The sequence below is a fragment of the Mesorhizobium sp. W067 genome (assembly GCF_054719525.1).
On sequence record NZ_JBTTII010000001.1, the window covers coordinates 5,902,021 to 5,921,530 of the forward strand.

The window sequence follows — 19,510 nt, forward strand, 5'->3', positions numbered from 1 at the left end:
CGCCCTTCGTTTTCGCAGGCTTCGAAATCAGTCCTTTTCGAAGATGCGTGCCTTGGCGACGACGCCAGCGATTGCGCCGCCGATCAGCGGCGCAACGATGAACAGCCAGAGCTGGCTGAGGGCTGCGCCGCCGGTAAACAGCGACGGGCCGATCGAACGCGCCGGATTGAGCGAGGTGCCGGTCACCGGGATCATTGCGAAGTGCAGTCCGGCCAGTGTCAGGCCGATGACCAGGCCGGCGAACGCCGTCGAGTGCTTCTCGGCGGTGACGCCGAGGATGACGGTGACGAAGGTGAAGGTGCCGATCAGCTCCCACAGGAAGGCCGAACTCGTCCCCCATTTCGCCACGTCCCAGCCATTGGCGCCGAAACCGGTGGTGTGCCCGCCGGTCTGGCCGGAGACGATGATCCACAGGGCCAGCGAGGCCAGAATGGCGCCGATGATCTGCGCGATCCAGTAAGGAATGACATCCTTGGCCGGCAGCCGGCCGGCAAGGAAGACGCCGAGCGTGACGGCCGGGTTGAGATGTGCGCCTGAGATGGGACCCACCGCGTAAGCCGCCGCAATCAGGCCGATGCCGAACGCCAGGCCGATGGCTTCCTGGCCCAGCGGCAAGTCGGCGAGAAAGCCACCCGTCGCCACCGACGCCGTGCCGATAAACACCAATAGAAATGTCCCTAGAACTTCCGCAAGATACGTTTTCATTGCCCTCTCCTCGTATCGATCCGTCGGTCCGCTTTTCCGCGCCGCGAATCATGGCGCAAAGAGTATTCCCAACGCAAAAGCTTGGAAAGCAGAGCAATTGCGCCACAGATCGTGCTTACGGCGGCCAGTTACCAACATTAGAGACCTTGCATATATTTGAGATTTGTTATCGCCGGCGGGCGGACATTTGCCGGCGGGGAAAATCGTCGCCGCGAGCGGAAGGCCTCGTCGCCGCGAAATTCAAGCGGGGTTCAATCTCGACGCGAAACGCTCTAAGAGCAGGCCGAAAGATACTGTGCTCGATAGATGGAATGACGAATGCGACTGGGCGGACGGCTGGCGGCAGCCATTGAAGTGCTGGACGACATTGGCCGGCGCCACCGGCCGGTGGCCGATGCGCTGAAAGATTGGGGCCTGTCGCATCGCTTTGCGGGCGGCGGCGACCGCGCGGCGATCGGCAACATCGTCTACGACGCGCTGCGCCACAAACGTTCCGCCGGCTGGCTTTTGGGTGAAGACACGCCCCGCGCCATCGGCTTCGGCGCGCTGCTCATCGAATGGGGCCAGACGCCGCAATCGCTTAACGATGCGCTCCAGGGTGACAAGTTCGCGCCGCCGCTGCTCAGCGCCGCCGAGTTGCAGGCGCTGGCCGAGCGCCGGCCTGAAGGCGCGCCGGAGGCGGTGCGAGCGGACGTACCCGACTGGTGCGCGCCGTTGTTCGAACGAGCCTTTGGCGCAGGCTGGGTCGCGGAAGGTGCTGCCTTGGCGACCCGCCCGCCGCTCGACATCAGGGTCAACACGCTGCAATCCGACCGCGCCAAAGTGCTGGCTGAACTCGCCGACACCGGCGCCAAACCGGCTGCTATCGCGCCGCAAGGCATTCGCATCCCGCCCATCGACGGCGACGGCAGGCACCCGAACGTACAGGCCGAGCCGGCCTTCCAGAAAGGCTGGTTCGAGGTCCAGGACGAGGGTTCGCAGATCGTTGCCGCCCTTGCCGGCGCGCAGGCCGGCATGCAGGTGCTCGACTTCTGCGCCGGCGCCGGCGGCAAGACGCTGGCGCTGTCTGCGGCGATGGCCAACAAAGGCCAGGTCTTCGCCCATGATGCCGAAAAGGCGCGACTGGCGCCGATCTTCGACCGCATCCGCCGTTCGGAAAACCGCAACGTGCAGGTCGTCACCAAGCCGGCTGAACTCAGCCCCCTCGTGGGCCATATGGACATTGTGCTGGTCGATGCGCCCTGCACCGGCAGCGGCACCTGGCGGCGCCGTCCCGACGCCAAATGGCGGCTGACGCAAAGACAGCTCGATGCCCGCAAGGGCGAGCAGTCGGCGATCCTCGATGCGGCGAAGGCCTATGTCAAACCGGGCGGCCTGCTGGTCTACATCACCTGTTCGGTGTTCGACGAGGAGAATGGCGAGCAGGTCGCCGCCTTTCGCGAACGGCACAAGGGCTTCGTTCCGGTCGATCATCGCGCGCTTTGGGATGCCAGCTTCCCCGGTCACGCAGCGGCCGCCCGGATCGGCAAGACAAGCGATATCTCGCTGTCGCCGGCTCTGAGCGGCACCGACGGCTTCTATTTCTGTGCGCTGCGTCGGGCGAATTGACGCTGCGATTGACAGGCTGACATAGCGCTCCAGTTGCAGATGCGCGGCGTCGGCCGCCAGACGGGGTAGAATTCTTGCAAAGATATGTGTCGCTTCTGCTTTTCCTCCTTCTGGTGCTCGGCGGCGGCCTGTTGATCGGCTATGCGACGCTGCCGGGTGAATGGTATGCCTCGCTCGCCAAGCCGCCCTTCAACCCGCCCAACTGGGTCTTCGCGCCGGCCTGGACGCTCCTCTATGTGCTGATCGCCGTGGCCGGCTGGCGGACATGGGAGCGGGAACGAGCAGGCGCCGCGATGAAGATCTGGGCCCTCCAGCTTGTTCTGAACTTCGCCTGGTCGCCGACTTTCTTCGGCGCCAAACTGGTGGCGCCGGCACTGGTCGTGATCCTGGCTCTTCTCGCCAGCATTGCGCTGTTCATAGCCACGGTGTGGAACCGCGACCGGGTTTCCGGCTGGCTGTTTGCGCCCTATGCCCTATGGGTGGCCTTCGCCACCTTGCTCAATGCGTCGCTGCTCCTGTTGAACTGAGTGCTTTGCTGCAGTGCAGCAAAAGCATTTGCGTGGCGTTCAGGCGTCTGCGATAAGCTTTGCAGATAAATCAGGGCGATGGCCATGGCAGCAAAGATCGTACCCGCACCCGATTATGAGGACCGCGTCAGGGCGTCGTTCGCCCGCCAGCAGGCGATGGCGACCATTGGCGCCGAGCTGACCCTTGTGACGCCGGGCATCATCGAGATCGAAATGCCCTATTCCCAGGCACTGACCCAGCAGCACGGTTTCCTCCATGCCGGGGTGATTTCGACGGCGCTGGACTCGGCCTGCGGCTATGCCGCGTTCTCGCTGATGCCGGAAAATTCCGGCGTGCTGACCATCGAATTCAAGGTCAACCTCCTGGCGCCCGGCCGGGGCGAACGCTTCCTGTTCCGCGGCTCGGTGACCAAACCCGGCCGCACCATCATTGTCGCCGATGGCCAGGCGTACGCCTTTGCCGCCGATGGCGAGGCCAAGCTGATCGCGACCATGACCGGCACGATGATGACGGTGGTTGGCCGTGACGGGATAGCGGGATGAGGAGTGGTCCGTGTAACCGACGAAAAGCCCCCAAATTGGCTTTTCGAGCGACCCGGAGCCATAGCGAAGGGCCGGCAGCCGACGAGAGCACCGCCCTTTTTGTTCCGCAGCCGAGGGAGTCGAATTCATGACCGGCAAAGTGTCGCGAATTGGCGGCAAGGACGTACTTTTCGTCATGGCGGCGCAGGCCGAGTACGGTCCGCATCTGCAAAAACTGTTCACGCCGCTGATGACGGGCGTCGGCCCGGTAGAGGCAGGTGTGCGGCTCGGCGCCGAACTGTCATGGCTGAAATCCGAGAAGGCGTTGCCCGATCTCGTCGTCTCGCTCGGCTCCGCCGGCAGCCGCACGCTTGAACAGACGCAAATCTACCAGGCGGTCTCGGTCAGCTATCGCGACATCGACGCTTCGCCGCTGGGCTTCGAGAAAGGGGTTACGCCGTTTCTCGACCTGCCGGTGACAGTGCCGCTGCCGTTCAGGATACCGGGCATTAAAGAAGCCAGCCTGTCGACCGGCGGCGCCATCATCACCGGTGCCGCCTATGACGCCATCGCCGCCGACATGGTCGACATGGAAACCTTCGCCTGCCTGCGCGCCTGCCAGTTGTTCGATGTCCCGCTTATCGGCCTGCGCGGCATTTCAGACGGTGCAGCCGATCTGCGCCACGTTGGAGACTGGACCGAATATCTGCATGTCATCGACGAGAAGCTGGCGGATGCAGTCGTGCGCCTCGAACAGGCCATCGGCTCCGGCACGCTACACAAGGAGCAGCCTGGGCAAGAGCCGGCAGCGCTCTGAAAGTCGGGCTACGCACCCCATTGCGCCGACTCGTTTCTTTCTCTAAAGGCTCGCCATGACGACAGCCAATCATCCCGATACAGTCCTGATTGTCGATTTCGGCAGTCAGTTTACGCAGCTCATCGCCCGCCGCATCCGCGAGGCCGGCGTGTTTTCCGAGATCGTGCCGTTTCAATCGGCCGAAGCTGCCTTCAAGCGTATCAATCCAAAAGCCGTGATCCTGTCGGGCGGTCCCGCCTCGACATCAGACATCGGCAGCCCGCGCGCTCCGCAGATCGTCTTCGATGCCGGCGTGCCGGTGCTCGGTATCTGCTACGGCCAGATGGCCATGTGCGTGCAGATGGGCGGCGTCGCCGAAAGCTCTAACCATCGCGAATTCGGCCGCGCCTTCGTCGAGATCGAAAAGGACAGCCCGCTGTTCGAAGGCCTGTGGGCGCCCGGCCAGCGTCACCAGGTGTGGATGAGCCATGGCGACCGCGTCATCTCGCTGCCCAAGGGGTTCGAAGTCTTCGGCAAGTCGGAAGGCTCGCCCTTCGCCATCTTCGGCAATGTCGCGCGCAAGATGTACGGCATCATGTTCCATCCGGAGGTGGTGCATACGCCGGATGGCGCCAGGCTGCTCCGGAACTTCGTCCACAACATCGCCGGCATCGAAGGCGACTGGACGATGCGCGCCTATCGCGAGCATGCGGTCGAAACCATTCGCAAGCAGGTCGGCAAGGGCAAGGTCATCTGCGCGCTGTCGGGTGGCGTGGATTCCTCGGTCGCCGCACTTTTGATCCACGAAGCGGTCGGCGACCAGCTGACCTGCATCCTCGTCGACCATGGCCTTATGCGCAAGGACGAGGCGGCCGGCGTGGTGGCGATGTTCCGCCAGCACTACAATCTGCCGCTGATCCTGGTCGACGCGTCGGAAAAATTCATCTCGGCGCTGGAAGGCGAGTCCGACCCCGAGAAGAAGCGCAAGACCATCGGCCGGCTGTTCATCGAAGTGTTCGAGGAAGAGGCCAAGAAACTCGGCGGCGCCGATTTCCTGGCGCAAGGCACGCTCTATCCCGACGTCATCGAGAGCGTCTCCTTCACCGGCGGCCCGTCGGTGACCATCAAGTCGCACCACAATGTCGGCGGCCTGCCGGCGCGCATGAACATGCAGCTGGTCGAGCCGCTGCGCGAACTGTTCAAGGACGAGGTGAGGGCACTGGGCAAGGAACTCGGCCTGCCCGAAAGTTTTATTGGCCGCCATCCGTTCCCCGGACCAGGCCTTGCCATCCGCTGCCCCGGCGGTATCACCCGCGAAAAGCTCGAAATCCTGCGCGAGGCCGACGCCATCTATCTCGACGAGATCCGCAAGGCCGGCCTCTACGACGCCATCTGGCAGGCTTTCGCCGTGCTGCTTCCGGTGCAGACCGTCGGTGTGATGGGCGACGGCCGCACCTACGAATTCGTCTGCGCCCTGCGCGCCGTGACGTCCGTCGACGGCATGACCGCCGACTTCTACCACTACGACATGGCTTTCCTCGGCGCGGCGGCCACCCGCATCATCAACGAAGTCCGCGGCATCAACCGCGTCGTCTACGACGTGACGTCAAAGCCGCCAGGCACCATCGAGTGGGAGTGATTCAGGCCCACTCAAACGCCGCCGAAATATGCCGATCTGCGATGTAACCTACTGAAAACAAAAATAAATCCTTCACGGACAATCAGCGACAATCGGTACGCAAAGATTAACTTTGACGGACCGGTTGACGGACCCTTCCGCACATTGCCCACCCGAGTTTTTCCAAGTACCGTAGGAGCCAACGAGGCTCGTGACGGTACTTTTTTCTGCCTAAGGCATTGAAGAAAAAAAAGGAATTTCCTGCCACGCAGCCTCGAAATTGTACTGACGGTACTTTTCAGAAGGCAATGGGTATGCTGACGGATGCCGCCCTTAAGGCACTGAAACCAAAAGAGAAAATCTAGATTGCGGACCGCGACGGCATATATGTTCGCGTCATGCCCAGTGGCGCGATCTCCTTTCGGCTGGATTACAGGCTCAACGGACGCCGCGAGACGGTCTATCTTGGCAGGTATGGACGGGACGGAATCTCGCTTGCCTCGGCCGGGAGAAGTGTCTCGACGCGAAGCGCGCTATTGGCGAGGGACGGTCGCCGGCGATAGAAAAGCAGCGCGACAAGCGCCGAGTTGTCACCCCGATCTCCGGCCGACTTCAGCGCCGAAATGGCTACCAAACCAAAGCGATGCCCGGGCCTTCAAGGCCTCTTCTTATTCCGGCCAAGCCGGCCCGGAGCGCCGCATTCACTCACATCCCTTGAACCTGAGTGCAGAGTTGCCGCATCGAAGCCATTTGAGCAGCCGAGTTCGCGCCCGAACCCGTGCTGGTGCTGGCGGTCGTATCGCCAGCTGTATTCGAGGATCCCGACGTGCCGGTGGTTGTACCCGAACCAGTGCTGTTGCTGGCCGTGGTGTTACTGCCGGTCGAACCAGAGCTGCCTGAAGTGCCGGTGGCTGTGCCAGAGCCGGTGCCGATACTCGCCGTTGTATCACTGCCGGTCGAAGCCGAGCTACCTGACGTGCCGGTCATTGTGCCAGAGCCAGTGCCGTTACTGGCCGTCATTCTCGAGCAGTCGGAGCGAACCTGTGCCTGCTGTTCAGAGCTCAGGGACGACCAGTTCTTGCGGATCTCATCCTGCGACAGAAGTCTTCCCGAATTGGCGTCGCTGAAGAATGAGCCGGAGAGCTTGCTGTCCCAGCCGCTCGGGATACCGCTTTGGCCGGAGCGGGACGTAGAGCTCATACCCGACCCGGCCGATGAGCCGGAAGTTCCGTTCGTGCCGCTGGATGTTCCCGACGACTGCGCCAAGGCCGCGGTGGCGAGACAGAGAGAGATCGCTGTAGCTGTCAAAATCTTACGTTTCATGTGAGTCTCCTTTGGGGTTCGACGCCGTTGCGGCGTCGAATCCTAATCCCGAGGAAAGGCACTTGTTCCTGTAAAGAGTGGAATTCGATGTCATGATCCTTGTGCACCAGCCTTGGCCTCGAATGCGATGCCGGAGCGCTTCAACGACGACTGACGCCTCAGGCGAGAGCTGTCCGCTACTGGGTGTTAGAGGCGATATGCGGAACGCTTCCCGAATAGTTGGGTGCCACCATCGGGTAATTGCGAGGCAGGTTCCATTTGGTTCGGTAATCGTCCGGATTCATGCCCAGTCGGCCAAGGTGCGAACTGCGTCGGGTCTCGGTTAGAGACAGGAGGGTGGCCTTTGCCGCGGCGTATAGCTCGACATGCGGAGCTCGTCTCGACCGCGCACACTCAATATGTTTTACGATGACGCCGCCAGATGTCATATGAGCGAATGCCTTTCCGGCGAAATAAATTGCTCCCAGCAGGTCGACGCTCAGCACCTTCAGCCAGCCCGCTCTAGTGAATGCCTCAATGGTTAAAGATTATCAGGCCGGCGCGTTGTTGACGATTATCACCAACCTGCCGAACGCGTGAGCGCAAGTCGACAGCACCGTGATAGCGGCCTCCCCGGCGCGCCCCTTGTCGAACCGATGCGCGCCTTCTCGACCTTGCCTCCACCCACGTCGGCTCACCCGTGCACCTTCGGTGCCCAACCGCATGGCGATGGCCAGTCCAATGCCGCTTGCAGCACCGGTTACAATGCAGTCTTGTTATCCAGGCGCATCGGGTTCGACCTCTTTCTGGGGAGCAGCAAGTGGTTCAGTCCAGCCTTCAGCGACCCGATCCACGCTCAGCAGGCTGCGCGCATAATCCTGTTGCGCGCGAACAATGGCATCGTCTTGCTGTGAGGGAAGAAAGACCGGCAAAGCAAGGCAGACACTTTGTGTGGCCAGCAGCTTGTTCCAGTTCGCGATCAGCCCCTTGAAAGCGCGCCCCACCGCCCTCGGATTTCGGTCGAGGTCATAGAGGCCGAGCGGATTGATCCGTTCGTTGTTCTCCCGAAGCGCACTGTCCCAGTCCACCTGATCCGTCAGCGAGTACCAGGTGAAGCCTACGATGGGGATGCCATCGTTGCGGATCCGCAGCACGTTGGCCCACTCTTTCCACAGCCAATAGACGGCCTCGTCTCCATTGGGGCCTTCGCTGATGTTGGTCTCCGTATGCATTACGGGAAGCCGGTAGCGGTTGAAGTACTGCCGCGTGATCTCGTCATAGCCAAACACCTCGCCGGACCCGGACGTCGTTCCGTCTGCCCAAACCCGATGTTCGTTGGTCTGGTAATAGTCGGTGCCCATCACGCAATGCCTGCGCAGATGGCTCTCCAGGAAGAAACTGTATTCTTCGGCCGTCATCCCGTTTTCGAGAAGATAGCGATAGGTGTGCGCGTCGACGTCATGACCGTAGTTGAGATCAAGCGACAGGAAACGCTCGCTGTTGAACCGTTCCGCTCTGCCGACCGCCTCGGGAGAATCGGCGTGGAAGTATTCCGAGGATTCGCTCTGTATGAAGATGGCGTCCGGCCGCACTTCGAGGATCGCCCGCATGGCAAGCACGTTCGCCTTCACGATGTGCTTGAGGGCGGTGACGAAAGCAGTGTCGCTGCTCAGTTGTTCGTTCCACCATCCCCAGCGAGCCGAAAAGGTGGCGCAGATGAACATCTCATTTATTGGGGTGAAGAGCTGGATCCACGGATAGCGCATCGCGAAATCCCTGGCGTAGTGCTCGAATAGTGTCGGAAAGTCCGGGTTCTGGAAGTTGCCAACCCAGTCCGGCACGCCAAAATGGCAAAGGTCGACGATCGGAAGAATGTCTTTCTCCTTCAGGTCCGCGAAGGTCTCATCGGCGAATGCCCAATCATAACGTCCATCACCCAGCCACGTTTTGTGGATGGGAGGTCCGTAGCGGAGGAAATGCACCCCGAGATCCTGGACCAGTTCGAAGTCGGTGCGCCATCGTTCGTAGAAGCGGCATTTTTCCATTTCGTCGACGCGCTCCCGGCCTTGTCGAATGGTGGGGGTGCTGTTCTCGATGCCGGTGGCAAACATGAACGTGAACATTGATGGTCCTTAGCCAAGGCGGAGATGCCCGCGCTTGGGTCAAACGTTCAGTGCTCGACGCAGTTCCTGCAAGACTGCTTGTCAAGTTCGGTGGGCGCCTGGCAACCACGTGCCTGCAAGTGCTATTCAAAGTCGGGTGACCGGTCTTTGCGAAAGGCAACGCCACATGGCGGGAAAGCCTTCGAACCGGCTTTTTGCCAAAGCCGGAGAATGGCTGGTCGAGAAGGTTCGGCGGCGATTTCTCCAGCCCTACCCGGCCATTCGGAAGACGGCGCTACGCTCGTGATCGTGAGCAGGGCCACCCCAGGCATAGGCGGGTCGAGATTGGCGGAATTCTATCCCACGGTTCAAGCGAGCAGCTTGCGCCGAATATGATCGGACTATGCTGGACGGAGAGGTCGGCTTCGGGCCAGCCCAGTTGGCGTCAAACGGGTCTTTGCGAGTTAAGGCGGTATGGCAGTTATCCACGTTTGCAAACCGTAAGCGGATGTTCCGCTGCCGGCCCCATTTGAGCCATTCACTGGGAGGCAGACCCGCAGTACATCACCGATATTCTCGAAGCCAATAGTTAGTCTCGTTCATCGTCCCATGGTTCGACAGACCCATACGAGAGAATACGAGAGGTGTGGACCGGCGAACCATCCGCTGTATTGATCTCCTGTAGAAAACAGTGCCCCTCAGAGACTAGCATGATCATTATTTGTCAATGCGCTACGAAGCTGTTCGCCCAATTGACTCAAGAAGCTGATCCAGCCACTCCCTGACCGCATTTATCTTCTGCCGAACGGCAGCAACGCGCCTGAATCCTGCCTCCGGATCAATGTTCGCGTACGCAAAAACCGCCGCTCGCGAACATACATTGACAGGTCCAGTTCCGAATAATAAGTTCGGTCACAGAACGAATTAACCGGGGTTCGATGTGACTGACCTGCCGCGCATATCCCGTCAGTTCTCACAGCGCTCCGTGATGGAAGCGATCGTCCAGGGCGGGCCGATCTCGCGCGCCTCGATCGCCAAGCTGACGGGCCTGTCGAAGCAGACCATCTCCGAAATCATGCGCGGGCTCGAGCAGGAGGGCTGGGTCCAGGAAACCGGCCGCACCAGCGGCCATGTCGGGCGCACCGCCGTCACCTACGAACTGGTCCACGACGCAGCCTATATCATCGCCGTCGACCTTGGCGGTACCAAGGTGCGGGTCGCGCTGACCGACCTTGCCTGCCAGATCTTTGCCGAAGCCGCCACACCGACCGATCCGCGCGGCGGCCAGTTCGTCGTCGATCAGATTGCAGCGCTGGCCTTCGATGCCGCGGCCAGACAGCACGTCGCGCGCAAGAAGATACGCCTGGCCGTCATCGGCGCGCCTGGCGCTCCTGACCCGGCCACCGGCCGCATTCTAATGGCGCCGAACATTGCCGGCTTCGACACAATGAATGTGCTGGATGCCTTCGAAGAAGCGCTCGGCGTCGCGGTGATGATCGAGAACGACGTCAATCTCGCGGTGCTTGGCGAGAACTGGCTCGGCCAAGGCCAGGGCATCGACAATCTCGCCTACATCGCGCTCGGCACCGGCATCGGCAGCGGGCTGATGCTGGGCGGCCATCTGGTGCGGGGTGCTGGGCACGCCGCCGGCGAGATCGGTTTTATGCCGATCGGCGCCGATCCCTTCGCCGAGGAATCACTGCGCACCGGCGCATTCGAACGCGCGGTGGCCACCCACGCCATGACCGATCGCTACCACGCCCTCACCGGCAGGCAGGTCTCGGTGCCGGCAATATTCGAGAATGCCGCGCTTGGCGACAAGGACGCGCTCACCGTGCTCGACGAAACTGCCCGCCATCTGGCGCAAGGCGTTGCGGCAATCGCAGCGATCGCCAATCCAGAAAAGTTTATCCTCGGCGGCTCGATTGGGTTGCGGCCCGAAATCCTGTCCAGGGTGCAGGCGCTTCTGCCGCTATGCTTCCCCTATCCGGTCAGGGTCGAGGCGAGCGAACTCGGCGCACGCGCAGCCCTCATCGGCGCGGCGGCAATCGGCCTTGGCCAATTGCACAACACGCTGTTCGGCGTCGACGCGCCTGATGGCCGGATTTCGCTGCCGCCTGCCCAGGCCGCCGCGCTGAAGGAGGCCGCGATATGACTTGCAATATTACCGCCCGCCTGCAGGCAGCGCTCGACCGTGACGACGCACTAACGCTGTTTCGCGGCGCCATCGGCCGAGAGAGCATCACCGGCAACGAAGCCAACTTCGTCGACTTCCTCGAAGCCAGGATGCGCGACCTTGACCTCAGCGGCCTGACCAGGACGGAATTCCTTCCTGGGCGGCCCAACATCTGGGGCGAGCGCAAGGGGGCCGACCAGGGAAAGCGCCTGCTGTTCATCGGCCATACCGACACCGTCCATGTCGACGGCTGGCGCGAGCATTGGGCAGGCACCGAGCGTGAGGATCCGTTCGCCGCCCCGATCATTGATGGTGCTGTCTGGGGCCGAGGCTCCGGCGACCTCAAGGCCGGCATCATTGCTTCGCTGGCGGCACTCGCGCTGCTCGACAAGGCCGGCGTTCGCCTCAAGGGCGACGTCGCCTTTGCCTTCGTCGGCGACGAGGAGAGCGGCCAGCCCGGCACCGGCATTTCCGCCGGGATCAAGCACTTCGTCGGACGCATCGAGACCGGCGAGGTCACAGCACCCGATTTCAGCGTCTATGTCGAGCCGACCCGCCTGGCCGTCTATGCGGCACAGATCGGCTTCTTCATCACCGATATCTCGATTACCGGCAAATCCGCCTATTTCGGTGTGCCAGAACTCGGCAAGGATGCGCTCCGTGCAAGCCATGCCGCGATGACGGCGCTTTGGAAGCATTCGGATGAGGTCGCCGCGCGCGCCGAGCACAAACTGGTCGGGCGCGGCTTCCTGCTTATCACCGGGCTTGCCGGCGGCGGCTACATTGCCGTTCCCGAGCGCTGCACGCTCTCGCTGATCCGCAAGCTGTTGCCTGGCGAGGACCTCGACACCGCCGCCGCCGAGATCGAGGCTGCCGTGCGCGGCGCGATCGCCGATCCGGATATTTCGGTAGAGTTCGCCTACCCCGCCGGCCGCGACCACAGGCTGGGCGGCACCGCTGCCGAGATCGGCGAAACGCGGGCAGAAGTCGCCATGCTGTCCGACGCGATGGCTGGCGCAATGAGCGGACGCGGCGTCATCGAGGGCGCACCGTTCTGGTCGGAGTCCCCCTTCATCATCAATCAGCTCGGTATTCCTGCCGTCTATTGCGCGCCCGGCGACATCAGGAATTGCCACACATTCGAGGAGCACGTGGATGTCGAGGAATATTTCGCCGGCATAGTCGGCTTCGCCGCCTTCATGGCCCGCTATTGCGGCGTGGCCGACTGAACCACCAACGAAGCAAAATGGGAGAACTGACATGCCGATGAAGACACTGATCGCCGCCGCCTTTGCCGGCGGATTGATGCTTGCCGCCAACCCAGCTTTCGCACAGACGGTCGGCCCGCAGGGCGAGAGCGCCACGCCGAGCGCCGACGTGATCCTAAGCGATGCCGACATCGCCGCGCTCAAGGACAAGGGCTACAAGGCTGCGTTGCTCTGGCACACCTCGTCCGATTTCACCAATGCGGTAACCGCCGGCGCCACCGACGAATTCGCCCGCGCCGGCATCACCATTGCGGTCAAAACGGATGCCCAGTTCGACTCCGCCCGCCAGCGCAGCGACATCGAGACGGCGTTGGCCGCCAAGCCCAACGTCATCTTGGCGCTGCCGCTCGACCCGGTCACCTCGGCAGAAGCCTTCCGCCAGGCGGTCAAGGACGGCACCAAGTTGGTGTTCCTGTCCAACTTGCCCAAGGGCTACAAGCAGGGCACCGATTACGCTTCGATCGTGACTGACGATCTATTCCAGATGGGCATGCAGGCTGCGGACGCGATGGCCAAGGCGATTGGCGGCAAGGGCAAGGTCGGCTACATTTTCCACGACGCTGCCTACTACGTCACCAACCAGCGCGACCAAGCCTTCAAGACTACCATCGAGAAGGTGTATCCCGACATCAAGATCGTCGCCGAACAGGGCATATCCGACCCGGCCCGCGCCGAGGAACTGGCCAACGCGATGCTTTTGCAGCATCCCGATCTCGACGGCATCTACGTGACCTGGGCCGAGCCGGCCGACGGCGTGCTGTCGGCGCTACGCGGCGCCGGCAACGCCAGGACCAAGATCGTCACGCTCGACCTCGCCGAGCCGGTCGCGCTCGACATGGTCAAGGGCGGCAATGTCGCAGCCCTCGTCGCCGACAAGGCCTATGAACTCGGCCGCGCCATGGCTGCTTCCGGCATGAAGTCGCTGCTTGGCCAGCCGACACCGGCCTTCGTCGTCGCCCCGGCCCTGACCGTCACCAAGGAGAATGTCGCGCAGGGCTGGAAGGACTCGCTCAACCGCGACGCGCCGCAGCCGGTGCTCGACGCGGCCAAGTAAGGCTCTCGCTCGGGCGCGGCCCGCCGCACCGGAGCTTTTCTTCGACACAACAAAAAGGGAACCGGGATATGCGCAAAGCATCTGTAATCATAACGACAGTGGCGAGCCTGCTAGCCATGCACGCCTTCGCCGCTGAAGGCGTCACCACAGGACCGAATGGTGAAAAGCCGGTGCCGGCGAGCAGTCTTACGCTGACGCCAGCCGAAGAGCAGCAGATCAAGGACGGCAAGTTCACCGCCGCCCTCGTCTGGCACGAGATGAGCGAATACACCAACGCCGTCAACGCCGGCGCCCATGACGAATTCAAGCGCCTCGGCATCGAGGTGGTGGCGCAGACCGATGCCGGTTTCGACGCCGCGCGACAGAAGGCCGATATCGAGACGGTGATGGCCAAAAAGCCGTCGATCATCCTGTCGCTTCCCGTCGATCCGGCGACCGCAGCTTCGGTCTACGATCCGGCACGCCAGGCCGGCGTCAAGCTCGGCTTCGTCGACAATTCCCCGGCCGGCTACAAGCAGGGCAGGGACTATGTCACCATCGTCTCCGACGATCTCTTTCAGATGGGCAACAAGGCCGGCATCGCCATGGCCGAGGCGCTCGGCAAGAAAGGCAAGGTCGGCTACATCTTCCACGATGCCGACTTCTACGTCACCAACCAGCGCGACCAGGCCTTCAAGAAGACCATCGAGCAGGACTATCCCGATATGAAGATCGAGGCCGAGGCCGGCATGGCCGACCCGGCGCGCAGCGAAGACATCGCCCAGGCGATGATCACCCAGCATCCGGACCTGGACGGCATCTATGTCACCTGGGCCGAACCGGCGCTGAGCGTGCTTTCGGCCTTGCGCGGTGCCGGCAACACACACACCAAGATTGTCACGCTCGACCTCAACGAGCCTGCCGCGCTCGACATGGTCAAGGGCGGCAACATCGCGGCCCTCGTCGCCGACGAGGCCTACAGCATTGGCGTGACGCTGGCGCGCGCCTCGGCAGGTTCGCTGGTCGGCAAGAAGGCCGAACCATTCTATGCCGTAGATTCCATCGCCGTCACCAAGGACACGGTGAAGGACGGTTGGAGGAAGTCCCTCAACAGGGACGTACCGGCGGCCATCGCGGACGCGGTGAAATAGGCTCGAGGCGAAGCGCTCACCACCGGAGGGATAAATGTCCAGTGCCAACACCAGTGCCGGTGGCAGCTTCGCCAGCCGCTTCAATCTGCAGCAATATGTCGTCTACCTCGGTTTCCTGGCGATCTTTCTGTTCTTCGCCATTGTGCTGCGGGACAGCGGCTTCCTCACCGTCCGGAACTTATCGAACATCGTGTTGCAGACGACGCCGGTGACGATCATGGCCATCGGCCTGGTCTTCGTCATGTCGGCCGGCGAAATAGATTTGTCGATCGGCTCGATCGTGGCGGTGGCGGCCCTTGCAGCCGCCGTCACCATCAACGCGTACGGCATGCCGGCAGGGATAGTCGCCGGCCTCGGCGCCGGCCTGCTGATCGGCGTCATCAACGGCGTGCTGGTGGCGTATGTCAGGCTGCCCTCCTTCCTGGTGACGCTGGCGACGCTCGGCCTGTTCGCCGGCGTTTCGCGTTCGATGACAGACCTTCGCTCGATCTCGGTGACCAACGAAGCGTTCACCGGCTTCTTCGGTTCCGGCTCGCTGCTCGGTGTCCCCTCACTCGTCTGGTGGTCGGTGATTGCCGTGGCCATCGGCCACCTGGTGTTCCGCGAAACCCGTTTCGGCGCGCATGTGCTGGCGACCGGCGACAATGCCCGCGCCGCAAGCGTATCGGGCATCAGCGTGCCCAGGATCAGGCTCGCCGTGCTGACCATCAGCGGCGGGCTCGCCGGTCTTGCCGGCTTGCTCTATGCCGGTCGCCTGCAGGCGGCGAAATATACTCTCGGCGAAACCGACTTGATGACGGTCATCGCCGCCGTCATCGTCGGCGGCACGCTGCTCAATGGCGGCAAGGGCTCCGTGGTCGGCGCGCTGGTCGGCTCGTTGATGATGGGCATGCTCAACAACGGCCTGATCCTGATGGGCCTGTCGGTCTCCGACCAGATGATCGTGCGTGGCCTCATCATCCTGACCGCAGTCGCCGTGTCGCTGCGCGAAAAGAACCGCTGAAGGAAGCCATCCATGTTTCTCGACATTTTGCGCCGCCGCAACCCCGCCTTCATCGAATCAGCTATCCGGTTGCACCAGCAAGGTAAGTTGCCGGCCAATGCTTATGTGCTCGATCTCGACACGGTTGAGGCCAATGCGCGGGTTCTCAAGAGCGAAGCCAGCCGCAACGGCCTGAAGATCTTCGCCATGACCAAGCAGGTCGGCCGCTCCTCGTCGTTCTGCCGGGCCGTGATGCGCGGCGGCATTGACCGCGCGGTCGCCGTCGACATGGCTTGCGCCCGCGCCACCCACAAGGCAGGCATGAAGCTTGGCCATCTCGGCCATCTCCAGCAGGTCGCAAAATTCGAAGCGGCGGCTGCGGCGAAAACCTTCAAGCCGGACTACTGGACCGTGTTCAATGATACCAAGGCTGGGGAAGCGGCAACAGGCGCCAAGGCGGCCGGCTATGTGCAGCATCTGCTGGCCCGCATCGCCGCCGAAGGCGATATCTTCTATCGCGGCCATGAAGGCGGTTTCAATGCCGCCGACATTATCGATGTCGCCGACCGGCTGGATGCCGTCGAAGGCGGCCGTTTCGCCGGCATCACCACTTTCCCTGCTCTGCTGTTCGACCATGCTTCGCGGAAAGTGCTGCCGACCCCCAATCTGGCGACGCTCGCGAAAGCTGCGGAAGCGTTGGCCAAGGCAGGCCGCAAGGACATTGAGATCAACGCGCCGGGCACCACGTCGAGTGTCATGCTGGCGGCACTCGCCGAGGCTGGCGCGACGCAGTGCGAGCCCGGCAATGGACTGCATGGCACCACCGCGCTGCATGTCATGGAAGATTTGCCGGAGCTGCCGGCGGTGCTCTATCTCACCGAGGTCTCGCATCTCTCCGGCGGCAAGGCCTATTGCCTTGGCGGCGGCTTCTACATCGATCCGATCTTCCCCGACTACGACGTCAAGGCGATCGTCTCGGCTGAACCGACGACGGCAGGCTCGGCACTGCGCAGCGTCGAGGTGCCGCCGCCCTCTGCGATCGACTATTACGCCATGATCGATGCCGCCGGCGCGAACGCGCCGAAGCCTGGCGACAGCGCCGTGTTCGGCTTCCGTGGCCAGGCCTTCGTCACCCGCGCCCATATTGTCGGCATGTCGGGCATTTCGACGGACAATCCGAAAGTGGAAACCATCGAGAACGGCTTCGGTGAACCCTATGCCTGGCCAGTCTAGGAGAAACACATGACGGTGAGCGCGCCCATCCTTCAGCTGCACGACATTCGCAAGAATTTCGGCGGCATCACCGCGATCGAGAGTTTTTCGCTCGAGGTTTTCCCGGGCGAGATCGTTGCACTCGTCGGCGACAACGGCGCCGGAAAGTCGACGCTGGTCAAGATCGTCTCGGGCGTCCACCCGCCCTCGTCCGGCACCATCGTCATCGAAGGAAAACCGGTGACGATGTCGAATGCCACCATGGGGCGCGCGCACGGCATCGAGGTCGTCTACCAGGACCTGGCGCTGGCCGACCAGCAGACGGTCTACATGAACATGTTCCTCGGCCGCGAGCCGCTGAACCGCCTCGGTTTGCTCGACCGCCGCCGCATGATCGACGAGACCGAGAAACTGGTAAAGGAACTGGACGTGCGCATCCCCTCCGCCCACGCCACTATCCGCGATCTCTCCGGCGGCCAGCGCCAGGGCGTTGCGATCGCGCGCGCCACGCATTGGGCAAGCAAGCTGATCCTGCTGGATGAGCCGACGGCGGCGCTGGGCGTTGCCGAAACCGCCCGGGTGGAGGCTATCGTCCAGTCGCTGAAGCAGCGCAATGTCGGCATCCTGATCATCAGCCACAGCCTCGACCAGGTCTTCAAGCTCTCCGACCGCATCTGTGTTCTCAGGCGTGGCAAGCAGATTGGAATTCGCGAGACCGCGAAGACCGATAAGAACGAGATCATTGCCATGATCACCGGCCTGCAGCAGCAATAGCAGGAACCTCTCTGAGAGCCCCCGCCCGAGATCCGGATGTTGTCGGCGATCACGCGATCGATCAGCTTGTGCCGCGTGGTGATCGCCATCGGCCCGTCCTGGTCGTAGCTGCCTTGCCACTCCGGATGCGGCGCCAGCAGCGCTGGCACATACATCGTGTCGCCCGAATTCATGCGCTGTTCCTTGCCGTAGTTTGCGAGGTAGACCGAGTGGCCGGGCGTGTGGCCGGCGCAGCGATGATCTGGAAGCCGGGCGCGACTTCGGCGCCGTCATGGATGCTGCTGGAACTGCTGCGTCTGGTGAAGCTGCCTGCATCGCCTGAATTTCTCCAGGCGTATCCGCACCAGCTTTCTGGCGGCCAACAGCAGCGCGTTGGCATCGCTATCCCAGTCTCGATTTGATAGGACCTATGCAATGTATCGCGGCGCCGACATCACCGTGCCGCCCGGCGGCGTCAAGCTGTCCGGTTTCGGTCGCGACAAAGTCGCTGCATGCGCTGGACAGATACACCGTCTCAAAACAGCCTGGATTTCTCTGGGCTGCCCGTTTCTCGCTAAGCGCTGCCGAGGATGAAATCGGCGCACCGATCGGCGATCATGATCACCGGCGCGTTGGTGTTGCCGCTGATGAGACGCGGCATGATCGAGGCGTCGCAGATGCGTAGGCGCGGCACGCAGCGCACGCGCAATTGCGGGTCGACCACCGCCTGGTCATCGGTGCCCATCCGGCAGGTGCCGCAGGGGTGATAAACCGTCTTGGCGTGTTCGAGGATGTGGTCTGTTATGGACTGATCGGAAAGGTCGGCGGCCCCGCCCGGCGACAGCTCCTCGGCGATCACCGCCTGCAGGGCCGGCTGACGCAGGATGGTGCGGGCGATCTTCATGCCGGCGAGCAGCAGGGCAACCACGCAAGATGCGACGGCAGGCTTTCCCTACGAAACCCGCTTCGAGGATCTGGAATATCTCACCACCGGTCGCACCGATCTGGTTTCGGTTCTTACCAACAATGCCTACCTCCATTCCCATTCCTCATTCTTTTGTCTTCCTGCTTGTCCTGGCGGCGGTGATGTTGGTCGTTCTGCACCGTACCGCCTTCGGACTATATCTCTACGCCGTCGGCAAAAATGAAGAGGCCGCGCGGTTTTCGGGAATCCGTACCGGCCGGGTTATCATCTGCGCCTATGTGATCTGCGCCGGGCTGACGGCGCTGTCATCCATCTTTCTCGCAATGTACACACGCTCGATCCTGCCAAGCTCGCACGGCAATTTCTAGGAGCTCTACGCGATCGCCGCCGCCGTCCTTGGAGGGTTCTCGTTGCGGGGCGGGGAAGGCTCAATCATTGGTGTGGTGCTTGGAACGATCTTGCTGCAGGTGCTTCAGAACCTTGACAATCTTCTAGGCATTCCCTCCTCACTCAACTTTGCCGTGAGTGGATCGGTGATCCAGATCGGGGTACTGGCCGACCAGGAATACACAGAGTTTCGAAAGCGCCGCGAATTGATGCGGGGCCGGCTCGCAACCGCCGAAGGTAGGCTGTGATGCCCGAGCCGGTGAAATAGGTTGTTCACGGCAGTTGCGATCGCCGACCGGTTGGCTGCTTGCGCCCGGGGGGCAGCCGAAGGCCGGGATCTAAAACGCCGCAATATTGCCTCTCGAGCGGCTCCTGCTTCGAAGGCAGTCGCCGCAATGTCGATGCAGTCGGCTCATGATGTGCCGAGTTTCGATCTCGCATGG

At 62.4% G+C, this 19,510-nt stretch carries 18 protein-coding genes and 3 pseudogenes; 16 read left to right on the forward strand and 5 right to left on the reverse strand.

Annotated features, from left to right (window positions below; all coding sequences use genetic code 11):
• Positions 1-27 precede the first annotated feature (27 nt).
• A complete protein-coding gene (locus ACYG97_RS28625; RefSeq protein ID WP_023732334.1) occupies positions 28-705 on the reverse strand; it encodes an MIP family channel protein in 678 nt (225 codons plus the stop codon).
• Between the two features lie 318 nt (positions 706-1,023).
• On the opposite strand from ACYG97_RS28625, the gene ACYG97_RS28630 reads away from it, so the two are divergent.
• The 7 genes and pseudogenes from ACYG97_RS28630 to ACYG97_RS28660 all read left to right on the forward strand — a co-directional run bounded on the left by ACYG97_RS28630 (position 1,024) and on the right by ACYG97_RS28660 (position 7,103).
• Complete coding sequence (locus ACYG97_RS28630; protein ID WP_023732333.1) at positions 1,024-2,313, forward strand: RsmB/NOP family class I SAM-dependent RNA methyltransferase; 1,290 nt, start codon at positions 1,024-1,026, stop codon at positions 2,311-2,313.
• A gap of 74 nt (positions 2,314-2,387) precedes the next feature.
• Positions 2,388-2,840: a TspO/MBR family protein gene (locus ACYG97_RS28635; protein WP_023732332.1), complete on the forward strand. Its 453-nt coding sequence runs from the start codon at positions 2,388-2,390 to the stop codon at positions 2,838-2,840.
• A gap of 84 nt (positions 2,841-2,924) precedes the next feature.
• Positions 2,925-3,383 (forward strand): PaaI family thioesterase, encoded by a 459-nt coding sequence (locus ACYG97_RS28640; protein WP_023701303.1) that lies wholly within the window; start codon positions 2,925-2,927, stop codon positions 3,381-3,383.
• Positions 3,384-3,510: 127 nt separating this feature from the next.
• Entirely contained in the window at positions 3,511-4,179 is a 669-nt protein-coding gene (locus ACYG97_RS28645) for a 5'-methylthioadenosine/S-adenosylhomocysteine nucleosidase (RefSeq protein WP_023732331.1), read from the forward strand.
• 55 nt (positions 4,180-4,234) lie between these two features.
• Complete coding sequence (gene guaA / locus ACYG97_RS28650; RefSeq protein ID WP_023732330.1) at positions 4,235-5,797, forward strand: glutamine-hydrolyzing GMP synthase; 1,563 nt, start codon at positions 4,235-4,237, stop codon at positions 5,795-5,797.
• Between the two features lie 344 nt (positions 5,798-6,141).
• Positions 6,142-6,365 (forward strand): annotated as a pseudogene (locus ACYG97_RS28655) (Arm DNA-binding domain-containing protein); the annotation flags it as partial.
• A gap of 189 nt (positions 6,366-6,554) precedes the next feature.
• The gene (locus ACYG97_RS28660; protein ID WP_023732329.1) at positions 6,555-7,103 is read left to right on the forward strand and encodes a hypothetical protein; all 549 of its coding nucleotides are present in this window, start codon (positions 6,555-6,557) and stop codon (positions 7,101-7,103) included.
• 172 nt (positions 7,104-7,275) lie between these two features.
• On the opposite strand, the gene ACYG97_RS28665 is transcribed toward ACYG97_RS28660, so the two are convergent.
• Together ACYG97_RS28665 and ACYG97_RS28670 are read right to left on the reverse strand one after the other, a co-directional pair.
• Positions 7,276-7,617 carry an SDR family oxidoreductase gene (locus tag ACYG97_RS28665; RefSeq protein ID WP_460221634.1) on the reverse strand — a complete coding sequence of 114 codons (342 nt, stop codon included), beginning with the start codon at positions 7,615-7,617 and terminating at the stop codon, positions 7,276-7,278.
• Positions 7,618-7,854: 237 nt separating this feature from the next.
• Positions 7,855-9,201 (reverse strand): family 1 glycosylhydrolase, encoded by a 1,347-nt coding sequence (locus tag ACYG97_RS28670; RefSeq protein WP_023732328.1) that lies wholly within the window; start codon positions 9,199-9,201, stop codon positions 7,855-7,857.
• 919 nt (positions 9,202-10,120) lie between these two features.
• Between ACYG97_RS28670 and ACYG97_RS28675 the strand changes: the two genes are divergently transcribed.
• From ACYG97_RS28675 to ACYG97_RS28705, 7 genes are all read left to right on the forward strand, one after another.
• On the forward strand, positions 10,121-11,335 hold the full coding sequence (locus ACYG97_RS28675; protein ID WP_023732327.1) for an ROK family transcriptional regulator: 1,215 nt from the start codon (positions 10,121-10,123) through the stop codon (positions 11,333-11,335).
• Positions 11,332-12,585, forward strand: a complete 1,254-nt coding sequence (locus ACYG97_RS28680; protein WP_023695126.1) for a M20 family metallopeptidase — start codon at positions 11,332-11,334, stop codon at positions 12,583-12,585. The genes ACYG97_RS28675 and ACYG97_RS28680 overlap by 4 nt, the downstream gene beginning before the upstream one ends.
• Positions 12,586-12,616: 31 nt before the next feature.
• Complete coding sequence (locus tag ACYG97_RS28685; protein WP_031261875.1) at positions 12,617-13,678, forward strand: substrate-binding domain-containing protein; 1,062 nt, start codon at positions 12,617-12,619, stop codon at positions 13,676-13,678.
• 68 nt (positions 13,679-13,746) lie between these two features.
• On the forward strand, positions 13,747-14,808 hold the full coding sequence (locus tag ACYG97_RS28690; protein ID WP_023681811.1) for a substrate-binding domain-containing protein: 1,062 nt from the start codon (positions 13,747-13,749) through the stop codon (positions 14,806-14,808).
• A 34-nt stretch (positions 14,809-14,842) separates the two neighbouring features.
• Positions 14,843-15,811 (forward strand): ABC transporter permease, encoded by a 969-nt coding sequence (locus tag ACYG97_RS28695; protein ID WP_023692325.1) that lies wholly within the window; start codon positions 14,843-14,845, stop codon positions 15,809-15,811.
• Between the two features lie 12 nt (positions 15,812-15,823).
• Positions 15,824-17,023, forward strand: a complete 1,200-nt coding sequence (locus ACYG97_RS28700; protein ID WP_023732325.1) for an alanine racemase — start codon at positions 15,824-15,826, stop codon at positions 17,021-17,023.
• Positions 17,024-17,032: 9 nt separating this feature from the next.
• Positions 17,033-17,776: an ATP-binding cassette domain-containing protein gene (locus tag ACYG97_RS28705; protein WP_023686849.1), complete on the forward strand. Its 744-nt coding sequence runs from the start codon at positions 17,033-17,035 to the stop codon at positions 17,774-17,776.
• 23 nt (positions 17,777-17,799) lie between these two features.
• On the opposite strand, the pseudogene ACYG97_RS28710 reads toward ACYG97_RS28705, so the two are convergent.
• Positions 17,800-18,053 (reverse strand): annotated as a pseudogene (locus ACYG97_RS28710) (MBL fold metallo-hydrolase); the annotation flags it as partial.
• Between ACYG97_RS28710 and ACYG97_RS28715 the strand changes: the two are divergent.
• Complete coding sequence (locus tag ACYG97_RS28715; protein WP_023715648.1) at positions 18,013-18,177, forward strand: hypothetical protein; 165 nt, start codon at positions 18,013-18,015, stop codon at positions 18,175-18,177. The pseudogene ACYG97_RS28710 and the gene ACYG97_RS28715 sit on opposite strands and share 41 nt — an antisense overlap.
• Positions 18,178-18,329: 152 nt before the next feature.
• Here ACYG97_RS28715 and ACYG97_RS28720 read toward each other — a convergent pair whose 3' ends face one another.
• Positions 18,330-18,659, reverse strand: a complete 330-nt coding sequence (locus ACYG97_RS28720) for a GMC oxidoreductase (RefSeq protein WP_031261873.1) — start codon at positions 18,657-18,659, stop codon at positions 18,330-18,332.
• Positions 18,660-18,666: 7 nt separating this feature from the next.
• Between ACYG97_RS28720 and ACYG97_RS28725 the strand changes: the two are divergent.
• Positions 18,667-19,315, forward strand: a pseudogene (locus ACYG97_RS28725) (ABC transporter permease); the annotation flags it as partial.
• Positions 19,316-19,510: the final 195 nt, after the last annotated feature.